This is a genomic window from Halorubrum sp. 48-1-W (assembly GCF_003287355.1).
Classification (GTDB): domain Archaea; phylum Halobacteriota; class Halobacteria; order Halobacteriales; family Haloferacaceae; genus Halorubrum.
Window position 1 is genome coordinate 17,888 of record NZ_QMIM01000028.1, and the last position, 17,413, is coordinate 35,300.

General features: G+C 68.8%; 17 protein-coding genes. 13 read left to right on the forward strand and 4 right to left on the reverse strand.

The features are described 5' to 3' along the window. Nucleotides 1–43 precede the first annotated feature (43 nt). The 6 genes from DQW50_RS13035 (at nucleotide 44) to DQW50_RS13060 (ending at nucleotide 4,900) form a co-directional block, all read left to right on the forward strand. Nucleotides 44–595 (forward strand): hypothetical protein, encoded by a 552-nt coding sequence (locus DQW50_RS13035; protein WP_112079710.1) that lies wholly within the window; start codon nucleotides 44–46, stop codon nucleotides 593–595. 15 nt (nucleotides 596–610) lie between these two features. After that, entirely contained in the window at nucleotides 611–1,099 is a 489-nt protein-coding gene (locus DQW50_RS13040) for a hypothetical protein (protein ID WP_112079711.1), read from the forward strand. A gap of 163 nt (nucleotides 1,100–1,262) precedes the next feature. Continuing rightward, nucleotides 1,263–2,219 carry a rhomboid family intramembrane serine protease gene (locus DQW50_RS13045; RefSeq protein ID WP_112079712.1) on the forward strand — a complete coding sequence of 319 codons (957 nt, stop codon included), beginning with the start codon at nucleotides 1,263–1,265 and terminating at the stop codon, nucleotides 2,217–2,219. Further along, nucleotides 2,220–3,131 (forward strand): endonuclease V, encoded by a 912-nt coding sequence (locus tag DQW50_RS13050; RefSeq protein WP_112079713.1) that lies wholly within the window; start codon nucleotides 2,220–2,222, stop codon nucleotides 3,129–3,131. A 129-nt stretch (nucleotides 3,132–3,260) separates the two neighbouring features. Then, nucleotides 3,261–3,884, forward strand: coding sequence for an adenylate kinase (locus DQW50_RS13055; RefSeq protein ID WP_112079714.1), 624 nt, complete (start codon nucleotides 3,261–3,263; stop codon nucleotides 3,882–3,884). Nucleotides 3,885–3,985: 101 nt separating this feature from the next. After that, on the forward strand, nucleotides 3,986–4,900 hold the full coding sequence (locus DQW50_RS13060) for a DUF106 domain-containing protein (protein WP_112079715.1): 915 nt from the start codon (nucleotides 3,986–3,988) through the stop codon (nucleotides 4,898–4,900). Between the two features lie 25 nt (nucleotides 4,901–4,925). Here the strand turns inward: DQW50_RS13060 and DQW50_RS13065 are convergent, their stop codons facing one another. After that, on the reverse strand, nucleotides 4,926–6,275 hold the full coding sequence (locus tag DQW50_RS13065; RefSeq protein WP_112079716.1) for a DHH family phosphoesterase: 1,350 nt from the start codon (nucleotides 6,273–6,275) through the stop codon (nucleotides 4,926–4,928). A 115-nt stretch (nucleotides 6,276–6,390) separates the two neighbouring features. Here DQW50_RS13065 and thiL point away from each other — a divergent pair, with 115 nt between their 5' ends. Next, nucleotides 6,391–7,395: a thiamine-phosphate kinase gene (gene thiL / locus DQW50_RS13070; RefSeq protein WP_112079717.1), complete on the forward strand. Its 1,005-nt coding sequence runs from the start codon at nucleotides 6,391–6,393 to the stop codon at nucleotides 7,393–7,395. A 5-nt stretch (nucleotides 7,396–7,400) separates the two neighbouring features. Here thiL and DQW50_RS13075 read toward each other — a convergent pair whose 3' ends face one another. Further along, complete coding sequence (locus DQW50_RS13075; RefSeq protein ID WP_112079718.1) at nucleotides 7,401–8,264, reverse strand: PspA/IM30 family protein; 864 nt, start codon at nucleotides 8,262–8,264, stop codon at nucleotides 7,401–7,403. 189 nt (nucleotides 8,265–8,453) lie between these two features. Between DQW50_RS13075 and DQW50_RS13080 the strand changes: the two genes are divergently transcribed. From DQW50_RS13080 to DQW50_RS13090, 3 genes are all read left to right on the forward strand, one after another. After that, the gene (locus tag DQW50_RS13080) at nucleotides 8,454–9,425 is read left to right on the forward strand and encodes a sugar phosphate isomerase/epimerase (RefSeq protein WP_112079719.1); all 972 of its coding nucleotides are present in this window, start codon (nucleotides 8,454–8,456) and stop codon (nucleotides 9,423–9,425) included. Between the two features lie 22 nt (nucleotides 9,426–9,447). After that, nucleotides 9,448–10,578 (forward strand): Gfo/Idh/MocA family protein, encoded by a 1,131-nt coding sequence (locus DQW50_RS13085; RefSeq protein ID WP_112079720.1) that lies wholly within the window; start codon nucleotides 9,448–9,450, stop codon nucleotides 10,576–10,578. A 91-nt stretch (nucleotides 10,579–10,669) separates the two neighbouring features. Next, nucleotides 10,670–11,854 (forward strand): M20 family metallopeptidase, encoded by a 1,185-nt coding sequence (locus tag DQW50_RS13090; protein ID WP_112079721.1) that lies wholly within the window; start codon nucleotides 10,670–10,672, stop codon nucleotides 11,852–11,854. Between the two features lie 51 nt (nucleotides 11,855–11,905). On the opposite strand, the gene DQW50_RS13095 is transcribed toward DQW50_RS13090, so the two are convergent. After that, complete coding sequence (locus DQW50_RS13095) at nucleotides 11,906–12,370, reverse strand: type IV pilin (RefSeq protein ID WP_112079722.1); 465 nt, start codon at nucleotides 12,368–12,370, stop codon at nucleotides 11,906–11,908. 146 nt (nucleotides 12,371–12,516) lie between these two features. Here DQW50_RS13095 and DQW50_RS13100 point away from each other — a divergent pair, with 146 nt between their 5' ends. Continuing rightward, a complete protein-coding gene (locus DQW50_RS13100) occupies nucleotides 12,517–13,134 on the forward strand; it encodes a YIP1 family protein (protein ID WP_112079723.1) in 618 nt (205 codons plus the stop codon). 96 nt (nucleotides 13,135–13,230) lie between these two features. Next, nucleotides 13,231–15,399 carry a DHH family phosphoesterase gene (locus tag DQW50_RS13105; protein WP_112079724.1) on the forward strand — a complete coding sequence of 723 codons (2,169 nt, stop codon included), beginning with the start codon at nucleotides 13,231–13,233 and terminating at the stop codon, nucleotides 15,397–15,399. A gap of 57 nt (nucleotides 15,400–15,456) precedes the next feature. Here DQW50_RS13105 and fer read toward each other — a convergent pair whose 3' ends face one another. After that, nucleotides 15,457–16,110 (reverse strand): ferredoxin Fer, encoded by a 654-nt coding sequence (fer, locus tag DQW50_RS18700; RefSeq protein WP_112079725.1) that lies wholly within the window; start codon nucleotides 16,108–16,110, stop codon nucleotides 15,457–15,459. 149 nt (nucleotides 16,111–16,259) lie between these two features. Here fer and DQW50_RS13115 point away from each other — a divergent pair, with 149 nt between their 5' ends. Further along, nucleotides 16,260–17,399: a GTP-binding protein gene (locus DQW50_RS13115; RefSeq protein ID WP_112079726.1), complete on the forward strand. Its 1,140-nt coding sequence runs from the start codon at nucleotides 16,260–16,262 to the stop codon at nucleotides 17,397–17,399. Nucleotides 17,400–17,413 lie beyond the last annotated feature (14 nt).

The window sequence follows — 17,413 nt, forward strand, 5'->3', positions numbered from 1 at the left end:
ATATGAGAGGAGAGCGCGAACGTTGACGACAGAGGTGCCCAGTATGTCCGAGTCCTCGCGAGGCGGGGTTCAGTCGTGGACCGAGTCGATGAGCGCCCGCGAACGCGTTCGGGCGGTCGCCGAGACGCTCCGGGAACCCCGATCGATCAACTGGATCAGCGATCAGGCGGACGCCGCCTGGAGTACGACCAACGAGGAACTCCAAGCCCTCGTCGAACGGGGACGGCTGTGCCGCGTCGAGGCCGGCGAGACGACGCTCTATCGGCCGGATCATGCCCAATTGCTCTTCGACGAGATCCGCACGCTTATCGAGGAGAACACGCGCGGGGAACTCCACAATGAACTGACCGCGATCACCGAGGAGATCGAGGAATGGCGGGCGACCTACGACGTCGAGACGTGGGAGGACCTCGAACAGTCGCTCGCCGACGGTGCGCTGGGGAGTGATGAGCTCCGTGAACGGCGTAACTCCATCGCGTTCTGGCGTGAGAACGAGGAAGATCGTCGACTCATCAAGCACGCACTAGAACTCTACACGGACGTCGAATCCGCCCGTGAGCAACTGACTGACGTGGCGGACCGCGCTACGAGCTGATTCACGGTCCACGGAATGAGCTTCCTTGCTGGTCGTGACCGATACACACAGCGGACTCTCCTTCGAGACGTTCACGACCGAGTGACGGATCAGGCCGGGTGTGAGGACGTGCGCTATCGCCCGTCGCGACGACGACCGCGGTACGTCGTTGCGGATGTCGATCCCACGACGTTCCTGAGCGACGCCTACGACGTGGAGACCGCACGACTGGAGGTTCGCTTCTGGTACCCACCCGGCGTTGACCACGAATACTACCGTATCAACTGGGTCGAACCGGACCGGAACCTCATGGTCGGCTTCCATCAGGATGCCGACCATCCGGACCGCGGACCCTGTCACGTCCAGCTCGATTACGAGGACGTGCCGGTCGACCGACACGGTGTAGCCTTCCTCGATGCGCACCCACTCGCCGTCCTGGATGACCGACTACGGCAGTTCTCGTCGGCGATCGATTCGATCCATTGGGAGAACGGGAGGCCCTCGCTCCCCCCGTGGCCCGGCTAGACGGCTCGTCCATGAGCGTCTCTTGGCGCATCCGGACAGCAGTGTACTCTCCTTGGTGGGAATACTGTGGACTCTCTCCTCGATTTCCTGTAGCTGGACGAACCTCGCGGGGGATCGATCGGAGAGCCAAACCGCTTTAGGACCGCCGCCGTAAGGGGGCGTAATGGCGACGTGCGACGAGTGCGGGGAGTACGAGAACCTCCCGTACCAGTGTCGACGGTGCGGGAAGACGTTCTGTGCTGACCACCGGCTGCCGGAGAACCACAACTGTCCGGGGCTCGCCGAGTGGAACGACCCCGGCGGCGTCTTCGACAGCGGCTTCGACGACGGCGTCGAGGGCGGGAACCGCGCCGACGCCGACGACGGCGTCACGGGCCGGGTGAAACGACGGATCGACCGCGAGACCGGGACCGGCGGCCTGCTCGGGTACTTTCGGGGAAACGCCACATACGTTCTGCTCGCGGCCATGTGGCTCACCTTCGTGGCGCAGTGGGCGGTGACGCTCACCCTCGGCGAGGCGGCCCACAGCCAGATCTTCGTGTTGCGGTCGGACGCGATCGCCAACGTCTGGACGTGGCTCACGTCGGTCTTCTCACACTCGCGGGGCGGGCTGTTCCACATCCTCGGCAACAGCATCGTGCTGTTCTTCTTCGGGCCGCTCGTCGAGCGCGCGGTGGGGTCGAAGAAGTTCCTCGGGTTCTTCCTGATCGCCGGGATCCTCGCCGGGCTCGGCCACGTGCTGTTCGTGCTCGCGACCGGCGGGCTCGTCGGCGTGCTCGGGGCCAGCGGCGCGACGTTCGCGATCCTCGGCGTGTTGACGGTCTGGCGGCCGAACCTCGAGATCCTGCTGTTCTTCGTGATCCCGATGAAGCTCAAGTACCTCACGTGGGGCGTGGCGCTGATCTCCGCGTTCCTCGTGGTGTCGACGGGCGCGGGCGGCGTCGGCGGGATCGCCCACGTCGCCCACCTGATCGGGTTCGCGATCGGCCTCGCGTTCGGCACGCGGAACCGCGACCTCGCGAGCCGTGCGGGCGGTCCCGGCGGGGTCTCGATGGGCGGCGGCCGCGCCCGCGGGCCGGGCGGTCCCCGAGGTCCCGGCGGCCCCGGCGGGCGGTTCTGAATGTCGCCGGACCCGCTCGCACGCCCGGAGTTCCTCCCCGACCCGGACCGCTCGCGCGGGGAGATGGAGTCGCTCCAGCGCGAGCTGGCGGCGGAAGCGACGTTCGTCGACGACCTCGGTTTCGGACCCGACGACGTCGCGATCGACGAGGCCGTCGACCTCTCGGCGGGACTGCCCCCCGCCGTCGGGGGCGGGGCCGCCACGCTATCGGACGGCCCCGGCGACCCCCACGCGCCGGTCGTCGTGGGCGTCGACGGGGCGTTCCGTCCCGAGCACGACGAGGCGGTGTCGGCCGCGGTCGCGATCCGTGACGGGACGGTCGTCGAGTACGCGCACGCGGTCACACCGCTCTCGATCCCGTACGTTCCGGGACTGCTGGCCTTCCGCGAGGGGGAGCCGGTGCTCGCCGTGCTCGAAGCGCTCTCCGTGACCCCCGACCTGCTCGTGTGTGACGGTTCCGGGCGGATCCACTTCCGGCAGGCCGGGATCGCGACCCACGTCGGCGTGATCCGCGACCTGCCGAGCGTCGGCGTCGCGAAGAACCTCCTGTGTGGCGAACCCGACGAGCCGGTCGGGGAGCGACCGGAAGGGTGGTCGACCCCGATCCGCGCCGACGACTCGGTCGAGCGGATCGATACGACGGCCGGCGGAGGCGACGGGGTCGGCGAGGGCGACGCGGACGGCGTCGACGCCGACGACGGGACCGTCATCGGTCACGCCTACCAGTCGCGGCAGTACCCGAACAGCCGTCGGGTGAACCCGCTGTACGTGAGCCCGGGCCACCGCGTCTCGGCGGAGACGACCGTCGACCTCGTCTCAGCGCTGTGTGCCGGCTACAAGCTCCCGGAGCCGACCCGGCTCGCGGACGCGCACGCGGACCGGGTGAAACGTCGACTCGAGGAGGACGGTTGACGGGTCGGCTCGAGGAGGAGGGCTGACGGTCGCCGCGCTTCGCGCCGCCGGCTCGGATCTTCGGCCGGCGCGGATCTTCGGCCGGCGCGGATCTTCAAGGCTTTACGTGCGCGGGATGACCGCCTCGATATGAGCCATCGGATCCTGCTTTTGGGCGCACCGGGCGCCGGGAAAGGGACACAGAGCGCGAAACTCGCCGGGGAGTACGGGATCGAGCACGTCACCACCGGCGACGCGCTCCGGGCGAACAAGGACATGGAGACGGAGTACGGGACGCCCCGATCGTTCATGGAGGCCGGCGAGCTCGTCCCGGACCCGGTCGTCAACGAGATCGTGAAGACCGCCCTGGCGGACGCCGACGGCTTCGTGCTCGACGGCTACCCGCGGAACCTCGAGCAGGCGGAGTACCTCTCGGAGATCACCGACCTCGACGCCGTGATCCTCCTCGACGTCGACGACGAGGTGCTCGTCAGGCGGCTCACCGGTCGCCGCGTCTGTGAGGAGTGTGGCGCGAACTACCACATCGACTTCCAGCCGCCCGAGGAGGCCGGTGTCTGTGACGAGTGCGGCGGCGAGTTGGTCCAGCGCGAGGACGACACGGAGGAGACCGCCCGCGAACGGCTCGAGGTGTTCGCCGAGAACACCGAGCCCGTGATCGACCACTTCCGCGAGGAGGGCGTCCTCGTGGAGGTCGACGGCGAGGCAACCCCGGACGAGGTCTTCGACCGGATCCGCGACGTCGTCGAGGCGTAATCGATCACGTCGCCACAGCGAAACGAAATACGAGCCATCGTCGCGGTTCTCCCGCGACGATCCTACAAGGTTCTTAACCGTCGACCGCTAACCGCCCGATAATGAGCAAGGTCGAACGGCGCGTCCGCTCGCTCGTCTCCGAGGACGGCGAGATGCGGGACGCGATCGAAACCGTCCTCGATCACGCCACCGACGGCGAGGTCCGGTGGGTCGACGTCCGCGACGAGATCACCAGCGGACAGTGGGGACGGCTCATCGAGAAGGAGGTCCTCGTCGACGGCGAGACCGGGTTCGCGCTCGCCGACCGCGAGGAGATCGAGACGGGGTTGACCGACGACGACGGGAGCGGCGGGGGCGACAGCGACGTCGAGACCCCGGAGACCACCTCGTGGACGAAGTGGGACAAGCTGGCGGCGCTGGCGACGGTCGGCGCGTTCGTCGGCTACGCGGTCCCGCCGGTTCGAAACGTCATCGCCGGCGCGATAGATCTGGTGTTGGGACCGCTTCTCGACATCGTCCCCTTCTACGTCGTCATCATGCTGATCGCGTTGAGCACCGGGCTCTACTCCACGCTCCTGCGTGCGGGGCTGATGGACATGGAGAAGATGGGCCAGTACCAGGACCGCATGAAGGAGATCCAGGAGCGCAGAAAGGACGCCAAAGAGCGCGACGACCAGGAGGCACTCGACGCGATCCAACAGGAGCAGATGGACGCGATGGGTGACCAGCTCGGGATGTTCAAAGAGCAGTTCCGCCCGATGGTGTGGATCATGTTCCTGACCATCCCGGCGTTCCTCTGGATGTTCTGGGTCATCGGCTACCGCGGGTCGGACGCCGCGTACCCCGCGATCGCCGCCCAGGAGATCGTCGTGCCGCTCGCCGGGACGGTCACCTGGGACGCCGGCCTCGTCGGCCCGATCCAGATGTGGATCGTCTGGTACTTCCTCTGTTCGATGGCGTTCACCCAGGTGATCCAGAAGAGCCTGAACATCTCGATGTCGCCGTCCTCATCGTAGCCGGCGTGTCGGGGGCCGCTCGTCGTTACTGATCGTCGTCGGCGACCGCATCGGCGACGTCGTCGGCGTCATCGGCTTCGACCTCCTCCGCGACGGCCTCGAACGCCGTGAGTATCACGCGTTTGCACGCCTGTCCCTCGGTCGTCCAGTGGTGGGCGTAATCGAGCATGTCGTCGTAGATGTCGGGTTTACACCCGGCTGCCTGCGGGTGGCCGCCCCCGTTCACCTTCCCCGCGACCTCGTGGGCGTGCCGGAAGCCCTCGGAGCCGCGTACCGAGGCGGACCCCGCGGGCTTGACGATCACGGCGGCGTCGGCCCCCCGCTCGCGGAGCGCCTCGGCCACTTCGTTCTGTGAACACCGGCCGTACGTCACCGCGACGCGCCAGTCGCCGACCTCGTGGGTGACTGCGCGGTCGACGGCGGCGTCGATCCGCGCGGCCTTCTCGACCCGACGCGTCTCGACGTACTCGCGGACGACGGGTGGGAGGTCGGCGCCGTAGGCGCCTATCACGGCCGCGTACTCCTCGCTACCGGACCAGTAGGAGTAGTCGGCGAGGTCGTCCGAGCGCGGGTCCTCCTTGATCCAGAGGTCGTGGTCGCGGGTCACCGCCGCCAACTCGGCCCAGCGTTCGTCGAAGTCGTGGTCCAGAGATCGGAGGGTCACGTCGGCGGTGCACTCCTCGTCGGACGCGCCGACGACGAGGTCGACGCCGCGCTCGCGGACCGCCGCTGCGACCGCGTCGTCCCACTGGTGGTGGTCGAACCACCGGATCGACGCACAGGACGCCGAGAGCGCGTCGAGGGCCTCCTCGATGGGCTCGAACTCGTCGGGACAGAGGTCACAGACGTAGAGGTCGATCCCGTCGTCGGCGTACGCGACGACGCGTTCGAGGGCGGTGTCGAGGGAGTACGGCCCGGCCGAGACCAGTCCCACCGGCGACTCCATGTGCGCGTTCTCGGTCGGGTCGTCGGGTTCGGCGTCGTCGGGTTCGGCGTCGTCGGGTTCGGCGTCGTCGGGCGTGTCGTCGGGTTCGGCGTCGTCGGGCGTGTCGTCGACGGCGACATCGTCCGTGGTCTCGCTGTCGCCGTCCGCGGGTTCCCCCTCGTCCGTGCCTGCCGCTCGCTCGGCGATGGCGGCCTCGAACGGTTCGACGTCGAGGGCGGCGCCGTACGCTTCGCGGATCATCGCCGCGCAGGCGAGCCCGTCGGCGTCGCCGTCGGCGATCACGACCGCTTCGCTGTCGGATATCGTCTCGCTGGCGCGCCGCTCCGCGCGTTCGTCGTCGAGCGAGTCGGGATAGAAGAACCCCGTCCCGGGGAGCTTGGTGTACCGGGACAGCGGGGCCCCGGTCTCGTCGATGAGGTCGTCGTCCATACTCGGGGAGCGGGCTGAAACGGGAAAACTCCGCCGCTCCGCGCCGGCCGGTGCGGTCGCGAACGGTCCGCCACCGACCGAACCACCTAACCTCACGGCGACCCGTTCGGGGAGCGTGAACGAGCGCGACGCCCTCCGGAGACTCGCGGTCGACCTCCCCCGCGCCGGCGACGACGCCGCGGTCGTGGACGGCACCGTCATCACCACGGACATGCTCCACGAGCGGACCGACTTCCCGCCGGGGACGACCCGGTACACCGCCGGGTGGCGCGCGGTGGGGGCGTCGCTGTCGGACGTCGCGGCGATGGGCGCGGAGGCGACCGCGGCCGTGGCGGTGTATGCGGACGAGGCGTTCGACCCCGAGGAGCTCGACCGGTTCGTCGCCGGCGCGGTCGACGTCTGTGAAGCCGTCGGCGCGGAGTACGTCGGCGGGGACCTCGACGAACACGTCGAGTTCACGACCGCGACGACCGCCATCGGGACCGTCGACGACGACGACGCGTCCGCCGGCTCCGCCTACGTCACCCGGAGCGGGGCCGAGCCGGGCGACGCGCTCTGTGTGACCGGCGAGTGGGGCCGGTCGGCGGCCGCGCTCCGGCTCTTCGAGCGGGGGACCGACGACGCGGTCGAGCGCGCGAACGACCTCTTCCGGTTCACGCCCCGGGTCGCCGACGGGCGCGCGCTGTCGGGGGGCGCGACGGCGATGATGGACTCGTCGGACGGGCTCGCGCGCTCGCTCCACCAGCTCGCGGAGGCGAGCGGCGTCGGGTTCGCGCTCGAGCGCGACGCGGTCCCGGTCCACCCGGCCGTCGACGACGTGGTCGACGACGGGAGGGTCGACGCCGACCGCGGGAGGGACGACGGCGACGTCGACTACAGCGACGCCGACTACAGCGACGCCGGCGACGACGCCGACCGCGGCGGCGGGGAACGCTTCGAGCTGGCTGTACACTTCGGCGAGGACTTCGAGCTGGTGTGTACGGTTCCGGAGGCGGAGGTCGATCGGGTCCGGGCCGAGTGCCCGGCCGGGCTCGTCCGGGTCGGGACGGTCGTCGGGGCTGACGAGGGGGTCACCGCCGATGGCGACCCGCTCCCGGACCGCGGGTACACCCACGGCTGAGCCGTCTAGTTCTTCGGTTCGTCGGCGTCGACCTCGGACTCCTCGAGTTCCACGTCGGCGTCGAGGTCCTCCTCGAGGTTCGCGCCGTCGACCTCGGTCTGGAGGTCGTCGAGTTCGGCGTCGATCTCCTCGTCCGTGCTCTCGCTCCCGCCGTCATCGCTCGAGGCGTCCGCCTTCCCGAGCTCGCCTTTCAACGTCTCCAGCTCGGCGTCGACCTCGCTGTTCGTCGAGAGCCCCTCCAGCTCGCGGTCGATGCTGTCCTTGTCGGAGAGCGCGTCCTCGAACGCGCCGGTCTCCTCGAGTTCGTCCATCGCCTCCGAGCGCGCCTCCATCTCCTCGGTCCGCTCCTCGGCGCGTTCGATCGAGCGGCTCACGTCCTCCATCTCGTCGCCGACGCCGGTCATCGCCTCCGAGACCCGCGAGGACGCCTCCGCGGCCTCGTAGCGGGCCTTCATCGTCTCCTTCCGCGTGCGGAACTCCTCGATCCGGTTCTGGAGCTTGTTCTTCTTCTCGACGAGCTGGTCCTGGGTGTCGTTCAGCTTCGCGATCTGTCCCTCCAGCTCCTCGATCTGCGTCATCTTCGACTTCTTCTTCTCGAGGGCCTTCCGCGCGAGGTCGTCGCGGTCCTGTTGGACCGCCTCCCGGGCCTGTCGGTTGTGCTTCTCGACGTTCTCCTCGAGCTTTCGCTTCTGGATCTCCAGGCGCTTCTTCTGGGTCGTCAGGTCCGCGATCCCCTGTTTGACGTCCTGGAGTTCGTCGCGCATCTGCTCGTAGGAGTAGTCGAGCGACTCGGTCGGGTCCTCGGCCCGGTTCAGGAGGGCGTTCACCTTCGAACGGATGACGTAGGAGGCGCGCGAGAGGATTCCCATGGGCCGTATATGCGCCCCATCCGTTAAAACCTCCTGTGGTTCGCTCTCCCGTCCGTGCCGCCCTCCCGCGTGGGTCGCCCGCCTTCGTGGTTCGACCCGTCGCGAACCCGGGTCGACGGTCCGACCGTCTCCTGCGACGGTCCGACCGTCTCCTAAAGGTTTATTCGGGATGTAGTTAGATTCACACGTATGGACATCGGCGTACTGACCGTTCCGCTCGGTGACGAATCGATCGAGGACGCGTTCGCGTATCTCGCCGACCTCGGCGTCGACGCGGTCGAGATCGGCGTCGGCGGCTTCCCCGGCGAGGACCACGTCGACCGCGGCGAGTACCTCGGGAACGACGCGACACGGGCCGAGCTCGACGACCTGCTCGGCGAGTACGGACTGCGCGTCTCCGCCCTGGCGACCCACAACAACCCGCTTCACCCCGACGAGGAGCGGGCCGATCGGGCCGACCGGGAGCTCCGCGAGGCGATCGAGCTGGCCGACGAGCTCGGCGTCGACACGGTCACCTGCTTCTCCGGGTTGCCCGCGGGCGCGCCCGGCGACTCGACGCCCAACTGGGTCACCGCCCCGTGGCCGACCGAACACGCCGAGGCCCACGAGTACCAGTGGGAGGAGGTCGCGATCCCGTACTGGAGCGACCTGGCCGACCACGCCGACGCCCACGACGTCGACGTCGCGATCGAGATGCACCCGAACATGCTCGTCTACGAGCCGACCGGGATGTTGCGCCTCCGGGAGGCGACCACCGAGCGTCTCGGTGCGAACTTCGACCCCTCACACCTCTACTGGCAGGGGATCGACGTGACCGAGGCGATCCGCTTTTTGGGCGAGCACGACGCGATCCACCACGTCCACGCGAAGGACACCAGGGTGTACGAGTCGAACGCCCGCGTGAAGGGCGTCCTCGACACGGAATCGTACACCGAGGAGGCCGACCGCTCGTGGCTGTTCCGGTCGATCGGGTACGGCCACGACGAGGGCCACTGGAAGGACGTCGTCTCGACGCTCCGGATGGTCGGCTACGAGGGCGCGCTCTCGATCGAACACGAGGACTCGCTCACCTCCTCGCGCGAGGGGTTGGAGAAGGCCGTCGACGTGCTCTCGCGGGCCGTTTTCGAGACACGGCCGGGCGACGCGTACTGGGCGGAGTGACCGAGAGGGAACGACACCAACGATGACGGACGAACCACTGACGGTCGGCGTGCTGGGGTATCGATTCATGGGCAGAGCGCACGCGAACGCGATGGCGCGGCTCCCGATGTTCTTCCCGGACGCGCCCGAGGTCGAGCGACACACGCTCGTCGGGCGCGACGAGGAGGCGCTCGCGGAGGCGGCCGACCGGCTCGGGTTCACCCACACCGCGACCGACTGGGCCGACGCCATCGAGGCGGTCGACGTCTTCTACAACCTCGGACCGAACCACGTCCACGTCGAGCCCTCGGTCGCAGCGCTGGAGGCGGGCGTTCCCGTCCTCTGTGAGAAGCCGCTCGCGCCCACCCTCGAGGGGGCCGAACGGATGCGCGACGCAGCCGCGGACGCCGGCGTCCCCGCCGGCTGCGCGTTCAACTACCGGTTCGTCCCGGCGCTCCAACACGCACGGAACCTGATCGCCGACGGCGAACTCGGCGAGATCCGACAGGTCCGGGGGCGGTACCTCCAGGACTGGCTCGTCGACCCCGAGGCGCCCTGGGCGTGGCGGATGGACGCCGACCTCGCCGGGTCCGGCGCGCTCGGCGACCTCGGCGCGCACTCGATAGACCTCGCGGGGTTCCTCGTCGGCGACAGGGTCGGAGAGATAGACCACGTCTCCGGACACCTCGAGACGTTCGTGGAGGAGCGGCCCGTCCTCGACGGGGAGGGAGACGTCGAGGCGTACCGCGACGTGACGGTCGACGACGCGTTCTCGGCGCAGGTCGCCTACGAGTCCGGTGCGATGGGCACCTTCGAGGCGTCGCGGTTCGCGACCGGCCACAAGAACGACCACACGATCGAGGTCCACGGGTCGACGGGGAGCCTGCGGTTCTCGCTCGAGCGGCTGAACGAGCTCGAGGTGCTCCGCGAGGGCGACCGCGGCTACGAGACGGTGCTCGTCACCGACGAGTCGGACCCATACGTCGACCACTGGTGGCCGCCGGGGCACGTGCTCGGCTGGGAGCACACCTTCGTCCACGAGAACTACGAGTTCTTGTCTTCGGTGTCGACAGGAACCTCGTTCGAGCCGTCCTTCGAACAGGGATACGCCGTTCAAAGAGTCATGGACGCGATTCAACGCAGCGACGAGCGGGGCGAATGGGTTTCCCTGTGACATCCTCGCGCTGAAGCGCGGGGAGGATGTCAAACGAACTCTCATCCCACACGACCGTGGTATTTATGTTCACTCTCACTGCGGTACCGGTATGACCGGGGAAATCCCCCCTGAGACGTCCGAAGAGGAAGTAGCCGATCTCCTTGCCGAACTCGTTTCGATCGACACCCAGAACCCACCCGGTCGGGAGGAACCGCTCGCCAGGTTCATTCACGAGTGGCTGGACAGCCGAGGGATCGACGCGAAGATCGTCGACCGCCCCGACCCCGATCGTCCGCAGGTCGTCGCGGAGATAGATGCCGGCGATCCGGACGCGGGAACGCTGGTTCTCAACGGGCATATGGACGTCGTACCACCGGGGGACCGCGATCGCTGGTCCGTCGATCCGTTTGCCGGCGTCGTCGCCGACGGGAAAGTGTACGGTCGCGGTGCCAGCGACATGAAAGCCGGTCTCGCGGCAGCGATGCTTGCGGGGCGGGCCGCGGAGTGCTCCGGTGCCGTCGACGGAAAGCTTATCCTCACCTTCGCGATGGGCGAGGAGACCGCTGAGCCCGGTACCAAGACGTTGTTGGAGGACATCGATGCCGATTACGGCGTGGTTCTGGAACCGACCGAACTTCACGTACACACGGTCGGGAAGGGGCTCGCGTGGTACGCCGTCGAGATCGGAGGGAAGTCCAGCCACGCAAGCAAGCCGGAACTCGGAAAGAACGCGCTCGACGCGCTTTTGCGGAACGAAGGTCGACTCTCCGCCTATCGTCGTCGGATCGCCGAACGGACGCACCCGCTCATCGGCGAGTCGCTGTGTACACCGACGATGGCTTCGGCGGGGACCAAGGAGAACGTGATCCCGGAGTCCGCGGAACTCCGGATGGACCGTCGGTTCCTGCCGTCTGAGGACGTCGACGATCTCGATGAGGAGATCGACGACGTGTTCGATCCACTCCGCGAGGAGGGGTTCGACGTATCGATCGACCGGGTTCGGACGTACGAGGCGGCCGAGATCGACCCCGACGAGCACGTCGCGACGGTTTTCAGGAAACACGCGAACGACGTCGCCGGTGTCGACACCACCCCTGCCGGCAAAAACGCGGCCACCGATCAACGAAACTTCGTCAACGACGCCGGCATTCCGGCGATCATCTGGGGTCCAGGTACCTCGCCCCAATCGCACACGACCGATGAGTGGGCGCGGGTCGATCTCCTCTATGACAGCGTCGACGTCCTCTGTCGCGCCGTCGAAGACCTCTGTTCGGTCTCGGTTGAAGGGACCTAACTCGATCCGGGTCTTCAGCTCCGTCCTGACGAGCCACCGGAAGCGGTCGAGCTACGCCGCGACCGGCGCGGACGCCGGCCCGTTCTCCTCGGCCCACTCGTCGATCTCGGAGTCCTCGTCGGGCTCGTAGCTACCGAGCGTCTCGCTTCGGTCGAACGCGACGGGCTCCCAGACGACCTCCACCGTCTCGTCGCCGGTCGCGTTAGGGACGGTTATGCGGTCGTTCGGGCGGACGACGCCCTCGTCGGGCCAGCCGCCGAACGTCACCGAGTCGTCGGGGTCCTCCCCGCGGACGTACAGCTCCTCGGCCGGGACCGGCTCGGGGCCGACCGCGACCACGACGAGCTCGTCGCCGTCCTGTTCCACCTCGAACTCCGCGTCCGGCGGGGCGACCCCGTCGATGAGTCCGAACACCGCGGCACCGACGACCGCCAACACCAACACCACGGTGCCGACGAGCACGCCGGTGCCCGCCATCGGCGCGAACCCCCGTTCGTCGTCGCGATACCCACTCATTCGTCCCCCGCTCCGCTGCGGGCGGTATAAGGGTTTACCCGCCGGCTATCAGTCCGGATAACGGGCGACGCGCCGTCGCCGCCGCGTGCTCGCGGCGGGGGAACCGAACCGGAACCCCGTTATTCGGGGACCCCGTACCGTCGGGTGTGAACTCGTGGATAGGGAACCCGGAGGGCGGACGGGACCGCGGCCTTCGGGGGCTAGCTCGCGCGTGGCTCGAGGTGCTCGTCCGGCCGCGACGCTTCTTCGCGAACGGTGTCGCCCCGGGCGATCAGGCCCCGGGACTGACGTTCGCCGCGGCCGTCGCCGCCGTCTTCGTCCTCGGCTGGGTCGCGACCGAGCCGACCGTCGTGCCGGCGATCGCCGAGAGCACCGCCCTCTCGGCTGCCGTCGTGGTCCTGCTCGTCACGGCGCTCGCGGCTCCCGTCGGGCTCCACCTGACCGCCGCGCTCGCGACGGTGTCGCTCGTGATCGCGAGCCTAGAGGTCGACGGCGGGGTCTCGTTTCGGGACCGCGGCGGCGTGAGCGAGACGGTACAGGTGGTCGCGTACGCGAGCGCGCCGATGGCGCTCGCAGGACCGGCGATCCCGGCGCTCCGGGTCGTCTGTGGCGGGTACGCGACGCTACTGTTGTTGGTGGGTTTCCGGATCGTCCACGGAACGACGCCGTTCCGGACGATTCTCGCCGGGCTCCCGCCGGCAGCGTTCGGATACGGGGTCGGCTACCGGGTCGTGGCAGCGATTCGAACGCTCTTCGGCGGGTGATCTGGCGGTCGACCCACCCAGATGTCGGGTGCCAACGGCTTCCGCGCGGACGGCTTTCGACAACCGTTTTAGGCGTGAGCCACTCGAGTCACGCAAATGGGATCCTGTATCATCTGTGGCGTCGACGTCGACGGCGGCGGTCGCATCTGCCGCTCACACCAGGAAGACGTGGTCTTCGACTTCCGTGGCGACAGCCCCGACCAGCTCGTCGCGAACCGCTTCTACCGCGGGGTCGTCGACGGCTACGCCGAGTTCGGCGTGTTCATCGACCTCGCGCCCGGCGTCACGGGACTGCTCCACCGCTCGGAGCTCGACAGGCGGCTGGACAGCCTCGAGTGGGAGCCGGGAGACGACGTGTTCGTCCAGGTGAAGGGCGTCCGGGACAACGGAAACATCGACCTCTCGTGGTCGATCCGTCAGGCGGACCGCGAGTTCCGCGGGGCGCTCGTCCAGGACGGCGAGACCGAGTACGTGCCAGGCGAGGACGACGACGCGGAGGCCGACGACGCGGAGGCGGAGGCCGACGACGCGGAGAAGGAGGCCGACGACGCCGACGGAGACGCCGACGACGCCGACGGAGACGCCGACGACTCGACGGAAGTCACGGAGGAAACGGACGACGCAGACGACGCGGAGGCGGAGGCCGACGACTCGACGGAAGTCACGAAGGAGACGGACGACGCGGACGACGTGGACGACGGGACAGCTGCGGACGACACGGACGACACGACGGATACGGACGAGGAGACCGAGGTCACGGACGTGGACTACGAGCGCGTCGACGTCGAGACGCTCTCGGACCGCGTCGGCGAGACGGTCCGGCTGGAGGGGGAGGTCGTGAGCACACACCAGACCGGCGGACCGACCATCTTCGAGCTTCGTGACGCGACCGGCGTCGTCGACGCAGCCGCGTTCGTCGAGCCGGGCGTCCGCGCGTACCCCGAGGTCGAAGTCGGCGACGTCATCCGGATCGACGGCGAGGTCGAACGGCGCCGCGGCGACATTCAGGTGGAGACGGAGGCGCTCGCGGTGCTCGACGGCGAGGACGCCGGGGCGGTCCGCCACCGGCTCGCCGAGGCGCTCGTCGCGAAGGCCCGCCCCGAAGGGCTCCAGCCGCTCGCCGGCGACGAGGCTGTCGCGGGGCTCGGCGAGGGGCTCCTGGACGCCGCGGAGGCCGTCCGGCGTGCGGTCCTCGAGTCGCGACCCATCGTGGTGCGCCACCCCGCGACCGCCGACGGCTACGTCGCCGGCGCCGCGGTCGAGCGCGCCGTGCTTCCCCTCATCCGCGACGAGCACGCGAAAAGCGACGCGGAGTACCACTACTTCACCCGTCGGCCGAGCGAGGAACCGGTCTACGACATGGACGCGGCGACGAACGACGTCACCCGCATGCTTCAGGACCGCGACCGCCACGACGAGAAGCTCCCGTTGTTCCTCCTCGTCGGCACCGGTTCCACCGTGGAATCCGCGGACGGGCTCGACCTGCTCTCCGTCTACGGGGTGGAGGCGGTCGTCGTCGACGCCGCCGTCGCGGACGCCGAGACGCGCGAGCAGGTCGACACGCTCGTGTCGCCGGAGCTCGCCGAGGTCGACGACGACCTGTCGACCGGCGCGCTCGTCGCGTCCCTCGCCTCCGCGGTCAACGACGAGGTTCGGCCGGACCTCGTCCACCTGCCCGCCGTGAGCTACTGGGACGACACCCCGGACCGCTACGTCGACCTCGCGCGCGACGCCGGCTACGACCGCGAGCGGATCGCGGAGCTCCGCGAGGCGGTGGCGCTCGAGGCGTACTACCAGTCGTACCAGGACAAGCGCGAACTCATCGCCGACCTGCTGTTCGAGGACGGCGGCGACCTCGCCGCGCACGTCTCCGAGCAGTTCCGCGAGAAGCTCGAGACCGAGATCGAGACCGCGAGCGCGAACGTCGTCACCGAGTCCGTCGACGGCGTCGAGTTCGCGCTGCTCGACACCGACGAGTACACCCACCGGTTCGACTTCCCGCCGACGCCCCTGCTCCTCGACGACCTCCACCGGCGGCACGCGAACGGGTCGCCGTTCGCCACGGTGGGCATCGGCACCGACGAACTGTACGTGCGGTCGAGCGCGCCCCTGTCGGTCAGGGAGGTGGCCGCCCGGGCGGACGAACTCGCCCCGACTGCGGACGTCTCGACCGCCGGGCTCCGCGAGGGGAAGATCGGCTTCCTCTCGGGCGAGCGCGACGCCGTCGAGGACGCCGTCGTCGCCGCCATCGCCGAGCAGTTCTAGACCGCTCTCCGTTCGTCCCCGCTCTCCGTTCGTCCCCGCTCTCCCCCTTTCCCCGTCTCACTTCGAGGCCGCCCGCCGGAACGGCCCGGGCGGCAGTCGAAGCTCGTCCAACTCGGGGAGGTGTTTGACGTTGAAGACGACCTTCAGCTCGTCGGAGAGCGGATAGCCGTTACACGAGAGCCGGAAGCCCCGCTCGGCGTGCTCCTCCGAGAGGATGTGGTTCGCGGGCTGGGAGAGCTCGCCCTCGACGAGGTAGACGGCGCAGTTCGCACAGGCGCCGCCGCGGCACGAGAAGGGCCAGGAGTACCCGCGGTTCTCGGCGGCCTCGAGCAGGCTCTCGTCGGGTTCCACGAGGAGGCGGCCGTGGTCGGCCGAATCGAGGTCGGCGTCGGCCGCCTTCGCGAAGAGGTCGTCGTCCGCGAGGTCCCACCCGCGGTCCGCGATCGCCTCGTAATCGAGGAACTCTACGCGGATCGACCCGGTGCCGTCGCCCTCCGTGAGGTCGACGTCGGCGGGGTCCGTTCCGTCCGACCCCGAACCGTTCGCGTCGCGCTCGGAGAGCGTTCGGTAGGCGCGCCTGACGAGCTGGAACTCCTCTATCGACCCACCCGTGTCGGGGTGCGCCTCCTTCACCCGCTCGCGGTAGGCCCGCTCGACGTCGTCGGGGTCGGCGTCCTCGTCGAGATCCAACACGTCGAACGGTGAGACCATTCGGTTGTCGGACCTAGCCGATAGAGACACATAAACGTCTCACAAGCACCGTTCGACGCCGGTATCCGGAGGGATATGTCCGATGACCGGTCGAACGATCCACCCGATCGATCGTTTCATACAGCCGGCACGAGTGGATATGGGTACGCATGACACGCGACGATCGCATCCCCGTTACCGTTCTCAGCGGGTACCTCGGCGCCGGCAAGACGACGCTGGTGAACCACCTGTTGGAGAACCCGGGGGACCGACGGATCGCGGTGATCCTCAACGACATGGGCGAGGTGAACGTCGACGCGGAGCTGATCGCGCGTGAAAACGACGATGAGGGTGTGATCGACCTCTCGAACGGGTGTATCTGCTGTCGGCTCCAGGACGACCTGTTGACGGAGGCCACCCGGCTCGCGGACGCGCGGGAGTTCGATTACCTCCTCGTCGAGTCCTCCGGGATCTCCGAACCCGTCCCGATCGCGCGGGCGTTCCTCGAGGGGACCGAGGGCACGGCGGTCGATCCCACGGAGCGGTTCAGGCTGGACACCATGGTGACCGTCCTCGACACGTACGGCTTCTGGAAGGAGTTCGACGCGGGCGAGGACCTGCCCGGTGGCGCGAACGGCGGCGCGGACCGGCCCCTCGCCGACGTGCTCGTCGAGGGGATCGAGTTCTGTGACGTCCTGCTCTTGAACAAGACGGACATGGTACCCGACGACGTGATAGGGCGGATCGAGTCGGTGGCGGAACGGCTGGGCCCCCGCGCCGAGAGGATCCGCACGACCTACTCGTCGGTCGACCCCGGTCGAGTGCTCGACACGGGGCTTTTCGACTTCGAGGAGGCGAAGCGCTCGGCCGGGTGGAAGCGCGCCATCGCCGGGGGGGATGGGGACCCGAACGACGACGGTCGGGGACACGCGAGACACGGGCACGACCACGCCGAGGGGACTGCCGCCGCCCACGGCGTCGACTCGTTCGTCTACCGCGCCGACCACCCCTTCGACCCGGCGGCGTTCGCGGACTGGCTCGACGACTGGGACGGTTCCGTGATCCGCGCGAAGGGGTTCGCCGTCGTCGCTGGTACCGACGAGGTGATCGGCGTGAGCCAGGCCGGCCCGTCGGTCCAGGCCGGTCCAATCGGCGAGTGGAACCCCGACGACGACCGGCGGACGCGACTGGTGTTCATCGGCGAGAGCATGGACGAAGCCCGATTGCGTGCGGAACTCGACGACTTGACGGTGACGGACGGGGCGGGCGAGGACCACGGGCGGACCGTCGAGGACGTCTTCCCGATCTGAGGGGCGGTCGACCG